The organism is Klebsiella sp. A52 (assembly GCF_018388785.1).
Classification (GTDB): domain Bacteria; phylum Pseudomonadota; class Gammaproteobacteria; order Enterobacterales; family Enterobacteriaceae; genus Klebsiella; species Klebsiella aerogenes.
The window spans coordinates 4772355-4792190 of record NZ_CP074437.1 but is presented as its reverse complement, the minus strand read 5'-3'; the positions used below and the strand labels follow the sequence as shown (position 1 = coordinate 4792190).

Annotated in this window: 16 protein-coding genes; 8 read left to right on the top strand and 8 right to left on the bottom strand. The window is 55.7% G+C overall.

Annotation, left to right across the window (positions count from 1 at the left end; genetic code table 11):
* Positions 1–153 precede the first annotated feature (153 nt).
* On the bottom strand, positions 154–1041 hold the full coding sequence (gene rhtA / locus KGA69_RS22650; RefSeq protein WP_045364611.1) for a threonine/homoserine exporter RhtA: 888 nt from the start codon (positions 1039–1041) through the stop codon (positions 154–156).
* 352 nt (positions 1042–1393) lie between these two features.
* Between rhtA and ompX the strand changes: the two genes are divergently transcribed.
* Complete coding sequence (gene ompX / locus KGA69_RS22645) at positions 1394–1909, top strand: outer membrane protein OmpX (protein WP_015367577.1); 516 nt, start codon at positions 1394–1396, stop codon at positions 1907–1909.
* 69 nt (positions 1910–1978) lie between these two features.
* Here the strand turns inward: ompX and KGA69_RS22640 are convergent, their stop codons facing one another.
* Both KGA69_RS22640 and mntS read right to left on the bottom strand, forming a co-directional pair.
* On the bottom strand, positions 1979–3556 hold the full coding sequence (locus tag KGA69_RS22640; RefSeq protein ID WP_047050343.1) for a phosphoethanolamine transferase: 1578 nt from the start codon (positions 3554–3556) through the stop codon (positions 1979–1981).
* A gap of 268 nt (positions 3557–3824) precedes the next feature.
* On the bottom strand, positions 3825–3950 hold the full coding sequence (mntS, locus tag KGA69_RS22635; RefSeq protein WP_045395034.1) for a manganase accumulation protein MntS: 126 nt from the start codon (positions 3948–3950) through the stop codon (positions 3825–3827).
* A gap of 186 nt (positions 3951–4136) precedes the next feature.
* Here mntS and mntR point away from each other — a divergent pair, with 186 nt between their 5' ends.
* The 5 genes from mntR to KGA69_RS22610 all read left to right on the top strand — a co-directional run bounded on the left by mntR (position 4137) and on the right by KGA69_RS22610 (position 9171).
* A complete protein-coding gene (gene mntR / locus KGA69_RS22630) occupies positions 4137–4604 on the top strand; it encodes a manganese-binding transcriptional regulator MntR (protein ID WP_015367574.1) in 468 nt (155 codons plus the stop codon).
* The gene (locus KGA69_RS22625; RefSeq protein WP_045395033.1) at positions 4601–5713 is read left to right on the top strand and encodes an anion transporter; all 1113 of its coding nucleotides are present in this window, start codon (positions 4601–4603) and stop codon (positions 5711–5713) included. The genes mntR and KGA69_RS22625 overlap by 4 nt, the downstream gene beginning before the upstream one ends.
* A gap of 107 nt (positions 5714–5820) precedes the next feature.
* A complete protein-coding gene (locus KGA69_RS22620; RefSeq protein ID WP_213292682.1) occupies positions 5821–6861 on the top strand; it encodes an aldo/keto reductase in 1041 nt (346 codons plus the stop codon).
* Between the two features lie 156 nt (positions 6862–7017).
* Positions 7018–8394 (top strand): glycoside hydrolase family 1 protein, encoded by a 1377-nt coding sequence (locus KGA69_RS22615; RefSeq protein WP_213292681.1) that lies wholly within the window; start codon positions 7018–7020, stop codon positions 8392–8394.
* A gap of 60 nt (positions 8395–8454) precedes the next feature.
* Positions 8455–9171, top strand: a complete 717-nt coding sequence (locus KGA69_RS22610; RefSeq protein ID WP_045395027.1) for a GntR family transcriptional regulator — start codon at positions 8455–8457, stop codon at positions 9169–9171.
* An 83-nt stretch (positions 9172–9254) separates the two neighbouring features.
* Here KGA69_RS22610 and ldtB read toward each other — a convergent pair whose 3' ends face one another.
* Both ldtB and KGA69_RS22600 read right to left on the bottom strand, forming a co-directional pair.
* A complete protein-coding gene (ldtB, locus tag KGA69_RS22605) occupies positions 9255–10169 on the bottom strand; it encodes a L,D-transpeptidase (protein ID WP_015367569.1) in 915 nt (304 codons plus the stop codon).
* Positions 10170–10367: 198 nt separating this feature from the next.
* Positions 10368–11150: a tyrosine-protein phosphatase gene (locus tag KGA69_RS22600; protein WP_047049100.1), complete on the bottom strand. Its 783-nt coding sequence runs from the start codon at positions 11148–11150 to the stop codon at positions 10368–10370.
* Positions 11151–11329: 179 nt separating this feature from the next.
* Between KGA69_RS22600 and KGA69_RS22595 the strand changes: the two genes are divergently transcribed.
* The gene (locus KGA69_RS22595) at positions 11330–12922 is read left to right on the top strand and encodes an ABC-F family ATPase (protein WP_015367567.1); all 1593 of its coding nucleotides are present in this window, start codon (positions 11330–11332) and stop codon (positions 12920–12922) included.
* A 513-nt stretch (positions 12923–13435) separates the two neighbouring features.
* Here KGA69_RS22595 and KGA69_RS22590 read toward each other — a convergent pair.
* Both KGA69_RS22590 and KGA69_RS22585 read right to left on the bottom strand, forming a co-directional pair.
* Positions 13436–15799: a glycoside hydrolase family 31 protein gene (locus tag KGA69_RS22590; protein WP_045395023.1), complete on the bottom strand. Its 2364-nt coding sequence runs from the start codon at positions 15797–15799 to the stop codon at positions 13436–13438.
* 15 nt (positions 15800–15814) lie between these two features.
* The gene (locus KGA69_RS22585) at positions 15815–17116 is read right to left on the bottom strand and encodes an MFS transporter (RefSeq protein ID WP_045374148.1); all 1302 of its coding nucleotides are present in this window, start codon (positions 17114–17116) and stop codon (positions 15815–15817) included.
* A 296-nt stretch (positions 17117–17412) separates the two neighbouring features.
* On the opposite strand from KGA69_RS22585, the gene KGA69_RS22580 reads away from it, so the two are divergent.
* Entirely contained in the window at positions 17413–18486 is a 1074-nt protein-coding gene (locus tag KGA69_RS22580; protein WP_045395021.1) for a LacI family DNA-binding transcriptional regulator, read from the top strand.
* Here KGA69_RS22580 and KGA69_RS22575 read toward each other — a convergent pair.
* The gene (locus KGA69_RS22575) at positions 18483–19748 is read right to left on the bottom strand and encodes a DUF1479 domain-containing protein (RefSeq protein WP_213292680.1); all 1266 of its coding nucleotides are present in this window, start codon (positions 19746–19748) and stop codon (positions 18483–18485) included. The genes KGA69_RS22580 and KGA69_RS22575 overlap by 4 nt on opposite strands.
* Between the last annotated feature and the right edge of the window lie 88 nt (positions 19749–19836).

The window sequence follows — 19836 nt, the reverse complement described above, 5'->3', positions numbered from 1 at the left end:
ATTATAGCAAGGGATATTGGATATGAGGCATCGGCTGTCCATATCAGTCCGATAGCGCAGAGTTGTTGGCTATTTAAAAAGATTTATAAAATCAGATAATTAAAAGTAAATAGCTGGCTCGCTATGAACGCGAGCCAGTGCGGTAACAAAATCTTAATTTATATCGACTTTCTCGATTTTGCTTTGCCGCTGCATGGTCAGCGTCGAACCCATTGAGGCGATGATAATCGCCCCTAACGCCAGAGTTTGCGTCAGGGTCAGCGTCTCGCCGAGGAACACCATTCCCGACAGCGCCGCCAGCGCCGGCTCCATGCTCATCAGCGTGCCGAAAGTGCGGGTGGGCATCCGCGTCAGGGCGATCATTTCCAGCGAGTAGGGCAGGGCGGTGGAGAGAATGGCGATGCCAAGCCCCAGCGGCAGCAGCGACCATTGCAGCAGCGTATCGCTGGCCTGGACGATACCGATGGGAACAAAAATCACCGCCGCGATGAGCGAGCCCATGGCCACCGTCGCCGGGCCGTGTTCTTCACCCGCGCGCTGGCCGGTAAGAATATAGACCGCCCAGAATGCGCCGGCGCCGAGCGCGAACAGCGCGCCGACTAAATCCACTTCCCCTACGTTTTGCCCAAGCGGCAGCAGGAACCACAGCCCGAGCACCGCCAGCGCCACCCAGACGAAATCAAGCGGGCGGCGTGAACCGAAGAGCGCCACCGCCAGCGGCCCGGTGAACTCCAGCGCGACCGCGACGCCGAGCGGGATCCGCTGCAGCGATAAATAGAAGAGATAGTTCATCGCCCCTAGCGCCACGCCGTAAAAGAACAGCGGCAGCCGCTGCTGCGGGGCAAAACGTAGTCGCCACGGCTTAAAAATAACGACTAAAATTAAAGTGCCGAGCGTCAGGCGCAAAGCGGTGACGCCCGGTGCGCCAATCAACGGGAAGAGCGATTTCGCCAGCGATGCGCCGCTCTGAATCGAGACCATGGCGATCAAAATAACCAGTATCGGCAACCACGCCGGAACTTTACGGGACGAGCCGGGCATCCTTTCTCCTGTCAGGGTTTGTCAAAAGAGGTAAAGGTTCCAGTGTACTGGAATAACCGCTTAACGGTTTAGCGATTGTTGAAAAAAGAGGGTGGAAAAACAGTACAATGGCGTAAAATACGTAGGGGAATGCCTTCACGGCTAAGAATAATCTGGATGCGCAGCGTTTGCTGCTGGCAATCGTTAAGCACTTTTTGCGCGAAAAGTGTTTGATTTCCAGATTGTTACGAAATCGTGGAAACTTTTGCTTACATGAAAAAGTATGTTAGACAATGTAAAGTCAAAAGAGTTTCCCAAAAGTTTTTGATATATTTAAGACTTAGGACTTATTAGAAACACATTTGAGGTGGTTATGAATAAAATTGCACGTCTTTCAGCACTGGCCGTTGTTCTGGCTGCATCCGTAGGTACTACTGCTTTCGCTGCAACTTCTACCGTTACCGGTGGTTACGCTCAGAGCGACATGCAGGGTAAAGCCAACAAAGCAGGCGGTTTCAACCTTAAGTACCGTTACGAGCAAGATAACAACCCGCTGGGCGTTATCGGTTCCTTCACCTACACCGAAAAAGACAACACCAGCAACGGTACTTACAACAAAGGTCAGTACTACGGCATCACCGCTGGTCCGGCTTACCGTCTGAACGACTGGGCGAGCATCTACGGCGTAATCGGTGTTGGCTACGGTAAATTCCAGAACAACAACTTCCCGAACCAGAAATCCGACATGAGCGACTACGGTTTCTCTTACGGCGCTGGTATGCAGTTCAACCCGATCGAAAACGTTGCCCTGGACTTCTCCTACGAGCAGTCTCGTATTCGTAACGTTGACGTCGGCACCTGGATTGCCGGTGTAGGTTACCGCTTCTAATCACTTCGGTGATATAAAAAATCCGCCTCAAGGGGCGGATTTTTTTTGCCTGTGATTCGGCAATACCGTTTAGTTGACGGTAAACTCGTCGCTGCCCAGATGGTTGTAGTCCACCTTCTGTAACTGGAAATTGGTGATATACACCGGTCCGGCTTTCTGTTCCGAGATAAAGCGATAGCGCGGGGTAATTTCCTGCGCGCTGATCCCGGTCCACTGCGCGAAGAAGCTGAGAAAATCATTCGCCGAGCGGCGGGCTTTAATCATCTTATGCGCTTTATCGTCGCTGGAGAGCACCATAAACGGCACCTGGAAGTTCTGCTGATATTTGTCATCATGGGCGAGATATTGCACCGCTTTACCGCGCTCTTTAAACGCCAGACCGTGATCGGAAAAATAGGTGAGCGAGAAAGTGCTGCCGGAATTCTGCAGCTGACCGTAGAGCTTCGCCAACAGCGCGTCGGTTTGCGTCACGCTGTAGAGATAGCATGAGGTCTCCTTTGACTGCACAAAGGTGGTGTATTTGCCTTTGGTACGATCGCAGGCCTGCGGGTGCGAGCCCATGATATGCAATACGATCAGCTGCGGCTGGCTGCGCTCGACTGATAAGACTTGCTCGGTCAGTTTCAGCAGTTGCTCATCCTGAGTATTTTTATTGGCTTCAAAATCACCGTTTTTCAGGAACTGCACCTCATCGGCACGTTTGGCGATGCTGGCGATAGCGGTGTCGTATTCACCAATTTGTCCCTGATTGGAGAACCACCAGGTCTGGAAGCCCGCGCGGTTGGCGAGGGTGACGAAGTTGTCCTGATACTGGGGTTTACCGTCAACCACCCGGTTGAGGGTCAGGCCAAGCGATTTCTGCGTGGAGCCGCTGGCGGCCACGTAGTTTTTAAACAGATAGCCGTTGACCGAGCTGGCGAACGGCGTGTTGTCCCAGTGGCCACCGAAAGCGCCAAGCGCATCGCGGCGTGCGCTCTCGCCAATCACCACGACATAAAGATGGTACTTCGGCTTCACCGCCAGCACGTGCCAGCTATCTTTCATGTTAGCCAACTGCGCCATCCGCGCCTGTTCATCCAGCACTTCGTTGTTATTAACGATCACGTCTTTTACGAAGCGCACGGCGGGATAACCGCTATCAATGACTTTAAAGACGCCGCCCCAGGCCAGATTCTGCACAGGCTGCAGGAAAAAGATGCCGATGCTAAACAGCAGTCCCAGATATTCCACTTTGCCAAGGCGCGCGGGCGGCTGCGGTTTGCGCCGTACGGCAATGACGCCGAGAGCGAAGATGAATACCGCCAGCAAATAGTTGTACCACGGGAAAATAGTGAGAATTTCCGTCGACTCTTCAACATTCGTGGCGTGCAGCGCCAGCAGCGTATTGAAGTTTGGCGCGCCGTAAGCCTGGCCGAAGGGATAGTACATCGCGGCCAGCAGGGAATAGAGGCCAACTACCCCTTTTTGAACGCGCGGGAAGGTGCGCCAAAGCAGATGGAGTACGCAGGTAAACGCAACGGTATAGAGCAAGCTAAATTCATACCCAAGCGCCAGATTAATCAACAGCGACTGTAAAAAGTAGAATCCTGTCCACGGGTTCAGGGCCAGTCTGCGGGCGGCCAGCGTTTCTTTCAGAGTGACATTCATAATTCGTAATCAACAAGACGCCATGTTCGTCCCCTGGCATCAAGGGGGTAAAACCTGCTGGACAGTGCGTGAAGAGGGTCTCTGCGAGCCGCAGTAGTGGCAGGGCTGACAAACGATAGGGCCTGCGAATGGTAAGGTCAACTGTTCATAACAGATTGTTTTGCGAGAAAGCTTACAAAACTTGAAAAAAGCGCTGAAAGACGAGGTAACCAGATAGGTTAGCGGGGAAAGATGACAAAAAAATGAAGCGGCGTACCGCGACGCCGCGTTAATGTTTAGGTTTGTCCTGCTGCGGTTTGCCGTTGATCATGTCGCACAGCATGCCGATCAGCATTAAGCGTACTTTGAAGGGTGAATGGCTAAACACGTTTAAGCACCTCTTGAATTCGTTCATGGTTATTCCTCCTGCCTTTTCGCGCCGTCAAATCCGTGATGGCTGTTTGCATTACATACAGATATAGCACAGGCTATATTTTATAGCTATGGCTAAAACGTTAATTTTTTGTGCTATGAGCGCAATCCATTACAATGTGGATCCTTTTATATGATGCTTGATGCGTCACACCAACGAGGAAGCACAATGAACCGTCGCGCAGGTAAGCCCATAACTAAAAAAGTGACGCAGCTGGTTAATGTCGAAGAACACGTAGAGGGGTTCCGTCAGGTGCGCGAAGCGCATCGCCGCGAGCTGATTGATGACTATGTGGAGCTGATTTCCGATCTGATTAACGAAGTGGGCGAGGCGCGCCAGGTGGATATGGCTGCGCGTCTTGGCGTTTCGCAGCCGACGGTGGCGAAAATGCTTAAACGTCTGGCGAGCGTCGGCTTGATCGAACAGATCCCCTGGCGCGGGATCTTCTTAACCCCGGAGGGGGAGAAGCTGGCCCATGAAAGCCGAGAGCGTCATCAGATTGTGGAAAACTTTCTGCTGGCGATTGGCGTGAGTCCGGAGATTGCCCGCCGCGATGCGGAAGGAATGGAACACCACGTTAGCGAAGAAACGCTGGCGCAATTCAAGCTGTTTACCCAGAGATTACACGCAGAATGAATCTCCCTTTTGTGCAGTCGCTTGCCCGTGACCGTTTCCTGCATCTTTTGTTACTTATCGCCGTTATCCTCAGCCTGTTCGTTCCTTTCGCGCCTCAGCGCTGGGGACAGGCTATCGACTGGCACACTATTATTACTCTCAGCGGGCTAATGCTGCTGACCAAAGGGATTGAACTGAGCGGCTATTTTGATGTGCTGGGGCGCAAAATGGCGCGCCGTTTCGTCACCGAACGCCAGCTGGCCATCTTTATGGTGCTGGCTGCCGCGCTACTTTCCACCTTTCTGACCAACGACGTCGCCCTGTTCATTGTCGTTCCGCTCACCTTGACGCTAAAAAAATGGTGCGCCATCCCGGTCAACCGGCTGATAATTTTTGAAGCGCTGGCGGTTAACGCCGGCTCTTTATTAACACCCATCGGCAATCCGCAGAATATCTTACTGTGGGGGCGCTCCGGGCTGTCTTTCCTCGCTTTTATCGGCCAGATGCTGCCGCTGGCGGCGGCGATGATGCTTACCCTGCTGGTGCTATGCTGGTGCTGTTTCCCCGCCGCGCGGCTCAATTATCAAAGTAGCGACAAAGCGCCGGAGTGGCGGCCGAAGCTGGTGTGGAGCTGTCTTGCTTTCTACCTTGTCTTTCTGGCGGCGCTGGAGATGAAACAGGAGCTGTGGGGGCTGGCGCTCATTGCCGTCGGATTCCTGTTGCTGGCGCGAGCGGTGATTATCAACGTCGATTGGTCGCTGCTGCTGGTGTTTATGGCGATGTTTATCGACGTTCACCTGCTGACGCAGCTGCCGGTGCTGCAGCAGTGGCTGAACGGCGTCGGCCAGCTCTCTCCCGGCGGGCTGTGGCTGACGGCAATCGGACTGTCGCAGTTTATCAGCAACGTGCCGTCGACTATTTTGCTGCTCAACTACGTGCCGCCAACGATGTTATTAGCCTGGGCGGTGAACGTCGGCGGCTTTGGCCTGCTGCCCGGATCGCTGGCTAATCTGATTGCGCTGCGGATGGCCGGCGACCGCCGGATCTGGTGGCGCTTTCATCTTTATTCCATTCCGCTGCTGATCTGGGCGGCGCTCACCGGTTACGCCTTGCTCGCGCTGTGGCGCTGATTTTCAGAGGATTGGGCAAGAAACGGGCAGGAACACCCCATTCGCGATGACGACGCTCGGGCTATAACTATCTGGCTGACGTTAATCATCCGAATGAGGACACTGCTATGCGTTATCAAAAACTGGGAAATACCGGCCTGTTTGTCTCTGAGCTGTGCCTTGGCACCATGACCTTCGGCGGCGAAGAGGGGATGTGGGGAAAAATCGGCCAGTTGCGCCAGGCGGAAGCCGAACAGCTGGTGGGGAGCGCGCTGGATGCGGGCATCAACTTCATCGATACCGCCAACGTCTATTCAGAAGGACGCTCGGAGGAGATCACCGGCCAGGCGTTAAAGAACCTGAAGATACCGCGTGAAAACGTGGTGGTGGCGACTAAAGTGTTCGGCGAAACCGGCACCGCCGGGGTGAACTCGCGCGGCAGCTCCCGCTATCACATCATGGGCAGCGTGAAAGAGAGCCTGCGCCGCCTGCAGCTCGATCATATCGATCTCTACCAATTGCACGGCTTCGATCCGGCGACGCCTATCGAAGAGACGCTGTCGGCGCTGGATACCCTGGTGCAGCAGGGGCACGTGCGCTACATCGGCGTTTCTAACTGGGCGGCCTGGCAAATCGCCAAAGCGCTGGGCATCGCGGAACGCCTTGGGCTCTCGCGCTTTGCTTCTCTGCAGGCTTACTACACGATTGCCGGGCGTGACCTGGAGCGCGAACTGGTGCCGATGATGCAAAGCGAAGGTCTCGGCCTGATGGTCTGGAGCCCGCTGGCGGGCGGTCTGCTGAGCGGTAAATATCGCCGCGATGGACAGGCGGAAGCGGGCGGTCGTCGCCTGGAGTTTGACTTCCCGCCGGTGAATAAAAATCGCGCCTTTGACTGCATTGACGTCATGCAGGTGATAGCCGAAGCGAAAGGGGTCTCGGTGGCGCAGATTGCGCTGGCGTGGCTGCTGCATCAGCCGGCGGTTACCAGCGTTATTATTGGCGCCAAACGGGCCGAACAGTTGCAGGATAATATTGCGGCCACCGCTATTCGCCTGAGTGAAGATGAGTTACGCCAGCTTGACGCGGTCAGCGCGCTGCCGCGCGAGTATCCGGGTTGGATGCTGGAGCGCCAGGGGGAATATCGCCGTAAGCAGCTTGACGCGCAGTAACGCCGTTTTTTCCGTGCTTATAAAGATCGCCGCTTGCGGCGATCTTTTTTGTTTGTATGGCTCACAGAAAACGATCCTGCTTTTGCTTCGGCGGTGGTTTTTTTGTATATGACTAGTCATAACTTTTAAATGACTAGTCATATACAGAGGCGAACTATGAAAGACAAACTACCGGTCGATTTTTTATGGGGCAATTCGGTCTCCAGCATGCAGACCGAAGGGGCGTGGAATGAGGGGGGGAAGGGGATGTCGGTGTACGATATCCGTGAACCGTCGGAGTTCGCCTCGGACTGGAAGGTGGCGACCGACTCTTACCATCGCTTCCGCGAAGATTTCGATTTAATGCAGGATCTGGGCATGAACTGCTATCGTTTCCAGATAGCCTGGAGCCGCGTCTGCCCGCAGGGTGATGGCGAGTTCAATGAAGAGGGGATTGCGTTCTACCATCAGTTTATTGATGAGCTCATTGCCCGCGGTATTGAACCGATGATTTGCCTCTATCACTTCGATATGCCCTTGTCGCTTGCAGAGCGCTACAACGGTTTTACCGACCGCCGGGTAATGGACGCCTTTATCCGCTACGGTCAGAAGATGATCGACTGCTACGGCGATAAGGTGAAGTACTGGCTGACCTTCAACGAACAGAATCTTTACCATTCGCCGGAGGCTTTTCTGATCACCGGCTATCTGCGTGGCGATAAAACGCTGCGCGAGCTTTACCAGATCCAGCACCACGTGATGATGGCCCACGTCCATCTCACCGACTATCTCCATCAGGCCAAACCGCAGTGTCTGATGGGCGGAATGCTGGCCCATGCGCTGGTCTATCCGGCGACCTGTAAGCCGCGCGATATTCTGTGCGCCCAGCAACTGGACGAGTTTTTAAACCAGAACCTGCTGCGCGCCTACGCGGGTGAGGGCTATAGTCCGGAGGTGATGCATTTTGTCGCTCGCGAAGGCTTTGACGATATCTATCGCCCTGAAGATATTGCGCTGATGGCGACGGTGAAGGTCGACTATCTGGCATTCAGCTACTACGCCAGCCGCACGCTCAATAGCGACGCGATTCCGCCGGGTACGGCGGTGAACAACTACATGTTGTTCGGCAACCAGGACAATTCGTATCTGAAAGCGACGGAATGGAACTGGCAGATCGATCCGCTGGGATTCCGCACGATCATTACCCGCTATTACAACGACTGGCGGCTGCCGGTCTTCCCAATTGAAAACGGGATTGGGGTGATCGAATCCTGGGACGGCGAAAATCAGGTCGCCGATGATTACCGCATTGCCTACCACCGTGACCACATTAACGCCATGAAAGCGGCAATGTTTGAGGACGGGGCGCAGGTGATAGGCTATCTCGGCTGGGGATTAATCGATATCCTTAGCTCGCAGGGCGACATGCGTAAACGCTACGGCGTGGTGTACGTCAATCGTGAAAACCACGATCTTAAGGATCTCAAGCGGGTACCTAAGAAAAGCTACGCGTGGCTGAAGCGGGTTATCCACAGTAATGGCGAAGAGATGTAACGGCGAGCGGGCGGTGTATGCCGCCCGCCAGCCATTCACAAAATGTTAAAGGATCGGAGAATGACGGCGAAGTATCTTAATATCGCGCGGGAAATAAAAAAGCGGATCATTAGCCAGCAGTATCCTGCCAGCGCGCCGTTACCCGACCAGTTTGCGCTGGCGGCAGAGTTCAATACCAGCCGGATGACCATCCAGCAGGCAATGCGTCAGCTGATTGTCGAGGGTCTTATCTACACCCGCAAAGGTCAGGGTACCTTTGTACGGAAAAATTTCCTCCAGCTATCGCAGTGGGAACTGCCCGGCAGCGACTATTTTGGCGCCACTAAAACCTGGGAGCATCTTGGCGAGGTGCAAAGCGAAGTGCTGCGCTTTGAGCTGCGTTTTCCCAGCGAGAAGGAGCAAAGTTCGCTGCTGATCGACGCCGATGCGCCGGTGTATGACTTCGTCCGCCTGCGGTTGCTTAACGGCGAGCCGGTCTCGCTGGATCTTACGGTAATGCCGGTGGCGCTGGTGCCGGGGCTCAATAAAAGCCATCTGCAGAGTTCGGTGTTTCGTTACGTGCAGGAGACGCTGGGGCTGAAGCTGATGGGGTCTTATCGGGTGGTGCGGGCGAAGAAGCCGGATGATCTGGATAAATTACATCTTAACTGCGAGCCGACCGATCCGGTGCTGGAGGTTGAGCAGGTGATTTATCTGGAAGATGGTACGCCGCTGGAGTACGCGCACTGCCACTACCGCTACGATCATGGCGGGGTCATTCTGGTCAATAACGGCTAGCGGGAAGATTTGCCCTGCTGGCGCTGCGAGCAGATAAAAAAACGGCGGGCACCTGGCCCGCCGTTTTCATGTGCTAGCTGAAATTAGTTCAGGCGCACCGGCATCCCTGAACGGTTCTGGATCGCCTGATCCATTACGCTCTGGTCAACGTCAGGCTGGCTGGTCACCGACTGCACGGCCTGAGTCAGGCTGATAGGCACGATTTCGCCGCCTTTGAACTGCGCTTCGGTGGTCGACAGCGGGTTGTGTACTTCGACGTAGCGGCTGCCATCCGGTTCGGTAGTGGCTTTCACCGGCTCATCGATAAACTGCACGCGGGTGCCGACCGGCACGTTCTCAAACAGGAATTTGATGTCTTCGTTACGCAGACGCACGCAGCCGTGGCTCACGCGCAGGCCGATACCAAAGTTGGCGTTGGTACCGTGGATAGCGTACAGACGACCGATATACAGCGCGTACAGGCCCATCGGGTTATCCGGGCCTGCTGGCACGACTGCCGGCAGCGGGTTGCCTTCCGCGGCGTATTCGGCGTGCATTTTCGCCGTCGGGGTCCAGGTCGGGCCCGCTTTCTTACGTTCAACTTTGGTCGTCCAGTTGATCGGCGTATCTTTGCCCAACTGGCCGATACCGATCGGCAGTACGATCACGGTATTGGTGCCTTTCGGGTAGTAGTACAGACGCATCTCGGCGCTGTTGATGACGATACCTTCATGCACGGTGTCCGGCAGAATCAGCTGTTGCGGAATATTCAGCACGGTGCCGCCTTTCGGCAGGTAGGTATCCACGCCCGGGTTCGCTTCCAGCATGTTGGACAGACCCATTTGGTATTTGGCAGCGAAATATTCCAACGGCTGTTTATTATCGTCTGGAATAGTAATGACCTGGTTCTGGCCAATCAGACGGCTGCCGTCGGTCGGCAGAGGATAGGTAACAGCTGAAGCTGTGTTGCAAAAGCCCACGATGGCGAAGGCTGCCGCTAAGAGTGTCGATAATTTCATATTCTTCATGTCGTGCGCGGTGTCAACGCCACACGGGCCTTGTTAGATATTCAGATAGTAGATGGGAGCGCATTATATGTGCTTTCCGATAAACAGGTAAATCAGATGTGTACGAAATCACAATTTTTTCCTGTTGCTACTAGTGTAGTGCGCTACGCGCCGCTTTCACGGCGAATTGTCTGGTTATCGAAACGCGGATTAATCTTCCAGCAGCCGCGACTGTAACGCTTCGCGCGCCTGCGGCGTCAGGCGATATTCCTGCTCCAGCCAGCGGTCGACATGACCGTAACGTTGTTCAATGCTGGACAACGCGGTCGCCAGATACGACTCCTGGACGGTCATGATGGCGGCGAGATTTTTACGTCCGTTATCATTAAGGCCTTCGCCGAAGGTGTCGAGCAGGAATCCTTCGACCTGCGCCAGCATCCCCTGGGTCAGCAGATACTCTTCCATGACCGTATTGCTATCGCAGCCGAGCGCGAACAACGTTAGGGCGCAGCCGACGCCGGTACGGTCTTTACCAACCGCGCAGTGCTGCAGTAGCGCGCCGTCGAAAGGTTCCATCAACCACTGAGTCAACTGGCGATAGGCGGCGTTATCAAACGGCAACTGACGGTAGAGCTGTAGCATAAACTGCTCGCCGTCCATGGTGTTGAGGGTCGCGGCGTTAAACTCGGTGACTTTCGCATTGACGCTGCTGGAAAGCGGATTGGCCGGAGCGTTGAGGTAGAAGGCCTCGCTATTTAGCCGGTCAGGGCTGCGATTGACCTCTGTCGGATCGCGATAATCCAGCACCCGGCTCAGCGGAATAGCGCTGAGATGATTGAGATCCTCCGGCGTCATGTTGTGCAGCGAACCCGAGCGCAGCAGTTTGCCAGAACGTACGCGCCGGCCATCGGCCGCGCGTTGACCGCCGAGGTCGCGAAAGTTGATGCCGCCTTGAAGCGAGATAAATGCAGGATGGCTGGTGCGGGTGGTCATAAATTCCCTCTGAATTGCGGATAATTATTATGTCTTAGCAATCGGTCATTTTGCGGTAAAACCCTGACCATATCATAGTTATTGGCGGGCTTTTTACCGCAGTCCGTGAAAAGTGAACCATTTGCTGGCATAATGTCTGGTTCATCACATCCCTAATTCTCTATTTTCAGGATATCCTCGTGCTAGTATCCAGCAACGTCACCATGCAGTTTGGCAGTAAGCCGCTGTTTGAAAACATCTCCGTCAAATTTGGCGGCGGCAACCGCTACGGCCTGATTGGCGCCAACGGCAGCGGCAAATCCACGTTTATGAAGATCCTCGGCGGCGATCTTGAGCCGACGCTGGGCAACGTGTCTCTCGACCCGAACGAGCGCATCGGTAAGCTGCGCCAGGATCAGTTCGCCTTCGAAGAGTTCACCGTGCTGGATACGGTTATCATGGGCCACGGCGAGCTGTGGGAAGTGAAGCAAGAGCGCGATCGCATCTACGCGCTGCCGGAAATGAGCGAGGAAGACGGCTATAAAGTGGCCGACCTGGAAGTAAAATACGGCGAGATGGACGGTTACTCCGCCGAAGCGCGCGCCGGCGAACTGCTGCTCGGCGTCGGTATTCCGGTGGAGCAACATTACGGCCCGATGAGCGAAGTCGCGCCGGGCTGGAAATTGCGTGTCCTGCTGGCGCAGGCGCTGTTCTCCAATCCGGATATCCTGCTGCTCGATGAACCGACGAACAACCTCGACATCGATACTATTCGCTGGCTGGAGCAGGTGCTGAACGAACGTGACAGCACCATGATCATCATTTCGCACGACCGTCACTTCCTGAACATGGTCTGCACCCATATGGCGGATCTCGATTACGGCGAACTGCGCGTGTATCCGGGCAACTATGACGAATATATGACTGCGGCGACCCAGGCGCGTGAGCGTCTGCTGGCCGATAACGCCAAGAAGAAAGCGCAAATTGCCGACCTGCAGGCCTTTGTTAGCCGCTTTAGCGCCAACGCTTCAAAATCGCGTCAGGCGACCTCTCGCGCTCGTCAGATTGATAAAATTAAGCTGGATGAAGTGAAAGCCTCCAGCCGTCAGAACCCGTTCATTCGCTTCGAACAGGATAAGAAACTGTTCCGTAACGCGCTGGAAGTGGAAGCGCTGGCGAAAGGTTTTGATAACGGCCCGCTGTTCAAAGGGGTTAATCTGCTGCTGGAAGTCGGCGAAAAGCTGGCGGTACTGGGGACCAACGGCGTCGGTAAATCAACGATGCTGAAAACGCTGGTTGGCGAACTGGAAGCGGACAACGGTACCGTTAAGTGGTCCGAAAACGCCCGTATCGGCTACTACGCGCAGGATCATGCCGAAGATTTCGAGAATGACCTGACGGTCTTTGACTGGATGAGCCAGTGGAAACAGGAAGGCGATGACGAGCAGGCGGTACGCAGTATCCTCGGTCGTCTGCTGTTTAGCCAGGACGATATCAAAAAGCCGGCGAAAGTCCTCTCCGGTGGCGAGAAAGGTCGCATGCTGTTCGGTAAGCTGATGATGCAGAAACCGAACATCCTGGTGATGGATGAACCGACTAACCACCTGGATATGGAATCGATCGAATCGCTGAACATGGCGCTGGAGATGTATCAGGGCACCCTGATTTTCGTTTCTCACGACCGTGAGTTCGTGAGTTCTCTGGCGACTCGCGTACTGGAGATCACTCCGGAACGCGTAATCGATTTCAGCGGCAACTACGAAGATTACCTGCGCAGTAAAGGTATCGAGTAATCCCTCTCCGTTACCCGGGTAGCGGCTGCGCCTTACCCGGGTAATCCGAGGTACCGTTTTTTGTCGGGTGGCGGCTAACGCCTTACCCGACCTACGGTCCTTGCCATTGTGAGCTTAAGGTCTCTATCTTGTACCCATGGCTTCTGAAACTGTCCGTTACCGGGGCGACCAAACCGCACAGTGTTGTTTGCGCCGGATGGCGGCTGCGCCTTATCCGGCCTACGGTCCGTGCCATTGTAAGCTTAAGGTCTCTATCTTGTACCCATGGCTTCTGAAACTGTCCGTTACCGGGGCGACCAAACCGCACAGTGTTGTTTGCGCCGGATGGCGGCTGCGCCTTATCCGGCCTACGGTCCGTGCCATTGTGAGCTTAAGGTCTCTATCTTGTACCCATGGCTTCTGAAACTGTCCGTTACCGGGGCGACCAAACCGCACAGTGTTGTAGCCCCGGTAAGCGGTAGCGCCACCGGGGATTTCGAGGTCACCAATACCGGCGGTTTCAGCGGGCCTTGGTCAGAGCATCCACTCCGTTCCTTCGACGCCATTCACCAGCAGTTGCCGTTTTTCTCCCGCCGGTAATGACAGCTTCAGCGCTTTCCAAGCCGGGCGATAGTTGCCGCGAGCATTGATATTCAGGTTTATGCTGTTGGCGCTGCAGGTCATTTCCCACTCCAGCCATAGCGCATCCCCCTCTTTATAGCCCCAGCTTTCGCCGTCGTCTTCAAACAACAGACCGCGGGTTGAGCCGGTACCTTTCAGCGGGAACAACTGCAGTTCGCGACGATCGTCTTTTTGCGCATCGACGTGGCTGATACGTTCACTGAGCGGCAGACCGGCGCCGGCGCGGACCAGCAGCGGCAGTTTTTCCAGCGGCGCGTCCAGCGTTACCCACTGACCGCCGGCAAACCACTGGTGGCTGTAAAAATCGTACCAGCCGTCCTGATTATCGGGCAGCCACAGCTGGCGCTGACGGGCGCCGGGCTCGACCACGCTTGCTACCAGCAGATCGCGCCCCAGCATGAAGTCATCACACTCGGCGAAGGTCTGGGTATCGTGCTGGTGATCGAGGAAGGTCGGGCGCAGCATGGGTTCGTCATCGGCATGCGCCTGCCATAACAGGGTGTACAAATAGGGCAGCAGACGGTAGCGCAGCTCGATGGCTGAGCGGATCGCCGGGGTGATTTCCGGGTACATCCAGGGTTCATTGACCGTCTGATCGTCATTCCACGAGTGAATGGTAAAGCGCGGATGCATCACGCCGTTTTGCACCCAGCGAACGAACAGTTCTGGCTCGGGTTTATCGCCGGAGAAACCGCCGACGTCATGGCCGACGTTAAACAACCCGGAGAGACTCATCCCTAATCCCATACGGGTGTTATAGCGCAGCGTATCCCAGTTGGTGCGGTTGTCGCCGCTCCAGGTCTGTACGTAGCGCTGCATCCCGGCGCAGCCGGAGCGGGAGATCAGATACGGGCGCTTTTGCGGCGCAAAGCGCTGCTGCGCTTCCAGCGAGGCGCGCATCATCAATAGCGGCATCACCGGACGAATATGCTTAATGGCGATTTCGCGGCCAAAACCGTAGCAGCGGGCTTCGCCGTCCCATACCTCATATTCGTTATTATCGTTCCAGGTCGAATCGATACCCATCTCCAGTAGCTGGGTGGTTACGCCTTCCTGCCACCAGGCCACGGTGTGCGGGTTGGTGAAGTCGAGATGCGAACCTTCATCGTCCCAGAAGCTGGAGCGCTCCGGCGTATCGGTTTGCGAATCGCGAATAAACAGGCCGCGTTCCGCCACTTCGCCATAGCGCGGGTGATCCTGCAGCAGGCACGGTTTGATATTGGCAGCCAGTTTCAGCCCGGCATCGTGGAACGACCGGCTCATCACTTTTGGCTGCGGCACCTTGTCGTAGTTCCAGTTAAAGACGTAGCGCTTGCCGTTGATTGAGGTATAGCCGGAAGAGAGCTGGAACGAATCACAGGGGATCGCGTGCTGCTCGCACAGGCGGATAAAATTCATCAGCTGATTTTGCGCATCCGGCGCGTCAGTATAGTGCATCGTTGAGCCGCTGTAGCCGAGGCTCCATTTTGGCCCAAAGAGGGTTTTACCGGTCAGACGGACGAACGCCTTGGTCACATCCAGCACTTGCTTACCGGTAAACAGGTAATAATCGATGTCGCCGGCTTCCGCCTGCCAGCGGCGATAGGCGGTGTGGTAGTTGTCGATTTCGTTACCCAGATCCAGCCAGCAGCTGCTCAGGTTGTCATAGAACAGGCCGTAGCTGATATCGCTGCGCTGCGTGATGGTAAACGGAATATGTTTATACAGCGGGTCTGTGCTGACGGCGTTGTAGCCCATAGCATCGAGGTTACGCATTTCGTAGCGCTTACCGTTACGCTGCAGGTCGCCGGCCTTTTCACCCAGACCATAGAAACGCTCATCTTTACGACGGCTGAGATAATGGGCGACGCCATCCCCGTGGGCATTTGCCAGATAGGCGCTGGTTGGGCGGTCATTGGCGAGCGTCTGCCACTCGCCGGCGTCGTCGCGATAGCTCCACTCCAGCCAAAGCGGCTGGTGGACGGTGACGCGCAGCTGGCTGGTGGCGATGGTCAGCGCGTCATCTTCTTTGGTCATCTGCCAGGCCGGGAGGCTAAAACCGCTGAGGTCATCCCGCGCGCGGCCTTCCCACGGCACATCCTGCTGCGGGGCGATACTCCAGGTGCGGTCCAGCGCTAATTGGCCCTGACGCTTCAGCAGGACGCGGAATAAATTCTCTTCCAGCACGTACAGACACAAAGTGTGCTGACCATCAACGGTCAATTCAACGTGATGCTCCAGCTGTTGGTGCAAACTCCAGTGTTTCAACGTCTTCATATTTTACATCCACTCTCAGGCGCGCTTGGCGCGACGTTCAGCAATAAATGCCACCAGGAAAACGGCGCCAATCAGGTCAAAGAACCCCATGGCGATAAACAGCGGGTTGAAGCCGATTTTGTCGGCGGTCACCCCGATTAATAATGAGAACAGGAAGCTGGCGATCCATGCCGCGGAACCGCGCATACCGTTGACCGTCGCCATTTGTCCCTTGTCGAAAGACTCCACCACCAGCGCGCTGAGCATGCAGGAGATGATCTGGTGGCCGAAACCGCCAATGGAGATCAGGATGATGGTGATATAGGGATCGCGGGTAATAGCGACCAGCGCCAGCGAGATCATCAGAAACGCGCCGGTAACGGAACTGGCGATGACCGAGTTGACTCGCGTACAGCCGAACCAGCGGACGTACAGGCGGGTGAGGTAGCCGCTGACCACGCTGCCAAGATCGGCGGCGAGGAACGGCAGCCAGGCGAACATCGCTATCTGTTTAAGATCCATACCGTGCTCTTTCGCCAGGTACAGCGGCACCCAGAAGCTCAGCACCGCCCAGGCGGGCTCGGCCATAAAAGCGGGGATGGCGATACCGTAGAAACGTTTGTTCTTCGAGACGGTTTTTAGCGCGGTAAAAAAGGGCAGCTTCACCGGCGGCGCTTCGTTATCCTGCTTGATGTACTCCAGCTCGCTTTGGCTGAGATTCGGGTGTTTTTCCGGGCTCTGATAGAACGCCCACCACAGCACGACCCACAGCAGCGCCAGCACGCCGGTAAACATAAACGCGCCCTGCCAGCCGAAGGAAGCGTGGGCGAAATAGATGATAGGCGGCGCCAGCATTGCGCCGATAGAAAAGCCGACGCCAGCCCAGCCGGCGGCGATCGGCCGTTCGGATTTCGGGAACCACTCGCCGATGGTTTTAGCGTTAGCCGGGGTGGCGGCCGCCTCCGCGCCGCCCATAAAGAAGCGTAAAATAGCCAGATGCAGCCAGCTGCCTGCTCCGGCGTGCGCGATACAGGCTACCGCCCACAATGTGGCGCAAACCATAAAGCCCAGCTTGAGCCCGATGACGTCGATAAGCCAGCCGCACAGCGGTTGAAAGATGGTATAAGCCAGCTGAAATGCGCCGACGATCCACGAATATTGCTCGGTGGTAATACCGAGAGTGGCTTTCAGTTCCGGGGCAATAATCCCCAGCGAGTTGCGTGTGATGTAGTTGACGGTGACGCCAAGTAAAAACAGCACCAGCACCCACCAGCGCAGGTTTTTCACCACCCGACGCGTTTTGCTGACTGCCATATCATTGTTGAGGCCTTGACTCATAGAACTCTCCACAAGACGTTGTAGGGGGAAGTGACGCTTCAGCCGCTGAGTCGTCACGTAATAGTTCTAACCATTTGAATTATTTGTTTTTATTTCAATATCTATTGGTATAACTAGTATGGAAGATATTGGACCAATTCAAAATAAGGGAGAAAGGCGGCGGGCAGTAGCGCTATTTATGCAAAATTTTTCATGAGATGACGGAGTTCTCATAATTTGCCGGAGTATTTGCTTGTTGGTCAGGGTTTGGCGACTATGAAAATTCTTTCATTTTTGAATTGGAGCTGGATCACAGAATGGATAAAAAGCTGCGAGTCGCCGAAATTGCCGCCCGCACCGGGCTGTCAGCCAGTACGGTTTCGCGCGTCTTAGCCGGAAAAGCGAATACCAGCGAAAAGGCCCGTCAGGCGGTATTGGCCTGCGCCCGCGAGCTGGGGGTGATGCAGGGATTGGCCGCCGGGCGGCTACTGTTGAATAATCTGCTGATTTTTGCGCCGCAGCGGGCCTTCGACGAACGCTCAGATATCTTCTACTACCGCGTCATCCAGAGTATCAATAACGCGCTGGCGCCGCATGAAGTGCGTCTGCGCTATTGCGCGCTGGAAGAAAACGACAGCGACGCCAATCTGTTTCTGGCCCGCATGAACGAGACCGATACCCAGGCGGCGGTATTGCTGGGGATCGACGATCGGCATATCCACGCGCTGGCGGCGGATCTTGGCAAACCTTGTGTATTAATCAACTGCCGGGATGAGGGAATGCGTCTCCCCTCCATTGCGCCTGACCATCGGCTGATTGGCCAGTGCGCCGCTCGTTATCTGTTTGATATGGGTCATCAGGCGGTAATGAACGTGATGTGCCTGCGCCGCTATACCATGGAGCTACGGCTGGTGGGGATTAAAGAGGCATGGCGCGCGCGTAACCTGCGGTTTACCAGTAGCCGCGACCTGATTAGCGTCGCTAATTTTAGCGCCAGAGAAACGGAAGAGCAGGTCGGGGCCTGGCTCGACGCTTTACAGGGGCGCCCGATACCGACGGCGTTCCTGGTGGGCGGCGATTTTATGGCCGCCGGTACCGTCAGCGCGCTGCAAAAACGAGGCTTGCGGGTGCCGCAGGATGTCTCGGTGATGAGTATCGACGGTTTTAATCTGGCGGCGATACAGGACGTGCCGCTAACGGCGATTCATGTGCCGCGGGATGAGCTCGGCAGCGAGGCGGTGCATCTTTTGCAGCAGCGTCTGCTGCGCCCGGAAGCGCCGCACGGCTCGCTGCTGCTGCACGGCGCCCTGGTGGTACGCGATTCGGTGCGGCGGATCCGGCCTGGCAAGAGCCATACCGCCGTAGAACAGCAAGGTCTGTATGATGATTAGATCTTCATGCCCAATGCGCGTTTGCCGTGATCGTTAAGATCGGCAACGGTGAAGCGCGCCTGCCAGTCGCATTCGTAATCTTCACGCGGAAAATCCCCCGGCGAGGCGCCTTTTTCCAGCGCGATTTTTACCTTCTGCGCATAGGCGAGATTCTTCTCGCACATCGGCGCGGCCGGGATGTACATGACGTTGCCCCAGCCCTGTTGATTTTCCACCGGCGCGACCGAGTGAATGACATCGCAGTGCCACCAGACAGAATCACCGGCATTCAGCGCGGGAATCGAGCTTAGCGCTTTGATGAGCAATGGATGCCATTGCTCAGAGATAGGCAACACCTTGCCCGGCGCGACGCCGCACAGTTCATCTTCCGGCACATCATCCAGCAGCGGACGCAGCAGTACGTAAGCCATCGCCTCCGGGATCGGCACCACGTGCAGTAGCCCTTGACCGGGGATCATGTCCGACAGCGCCGTCCAGCCCTGGAAGGTGCGGAACACCGAACATTTGGTGGTGTTATCGACGGTGTACTCTTCCACTTCGGTACGGTGCGCCGCGTCCCACGGATCGTAGGCGTCGATATTGCCATTAAAGACGTTGGCGAAAACCTGCTGATAGGCGGGAAGCAGCCAGCGCTCGAGCGCCCCGGAATCGGTATGCGCGCCCAGCCCCTTTGACGTGGTTCCCGGCGGGCGGCGGCGGATGCGGTCAGGGTAAATCACGCTGACATCCGGATCGAACCAGCGTTTGCCGTCCTGTTCGAAGCGCCACAGGCGGTTAAGGAAGGATTGTACCGCCGCCATTTCATCGCTCTGGCGCGCCTGCATTTGCGAGGGCGACCAGTAGATCGGATAGATCTCCGGGCGCGAAGCCTCCAGCGAGCCGAAGAAGCTGTCGCCAGGCCCTTTGTAAACGTCGTCGAAATGGTTCAGATCCAGGTATTCCAGCATCGCGTTATCCCAGGCCAGCGCCTGTTCGCGCGGGTAGTGGCCTTTGATAACCGCGCAACCGCGGCGCTTAATCGCCTCGCGCTGCGCATCGCTCACTTTACCCTGGGCGATATCGCTAAACGGGATCGTCGGCCAGACCTCCTGGCCTGCGGCTTTCAGGGCGTTAATCTCGTCCAGGCGCTCGCTGATACGCGCCGAGAGTTTATCGAACACTGCCTGAACATCGCCGATTTGCGCGCGTAGGGCCTGTTTCATCTGGCAAATCGCCGCTTTATGGTCGGCAGGTAATGTTTCGTGGGTAGGGAGAGCAGCCATAATTACCTCGCTGTATCTTTCATTCGAAAGTATTAAATCTTACAAACGTTAATTTAAGTTAAATTAAAGTTAATGCAAGTTTAAAATT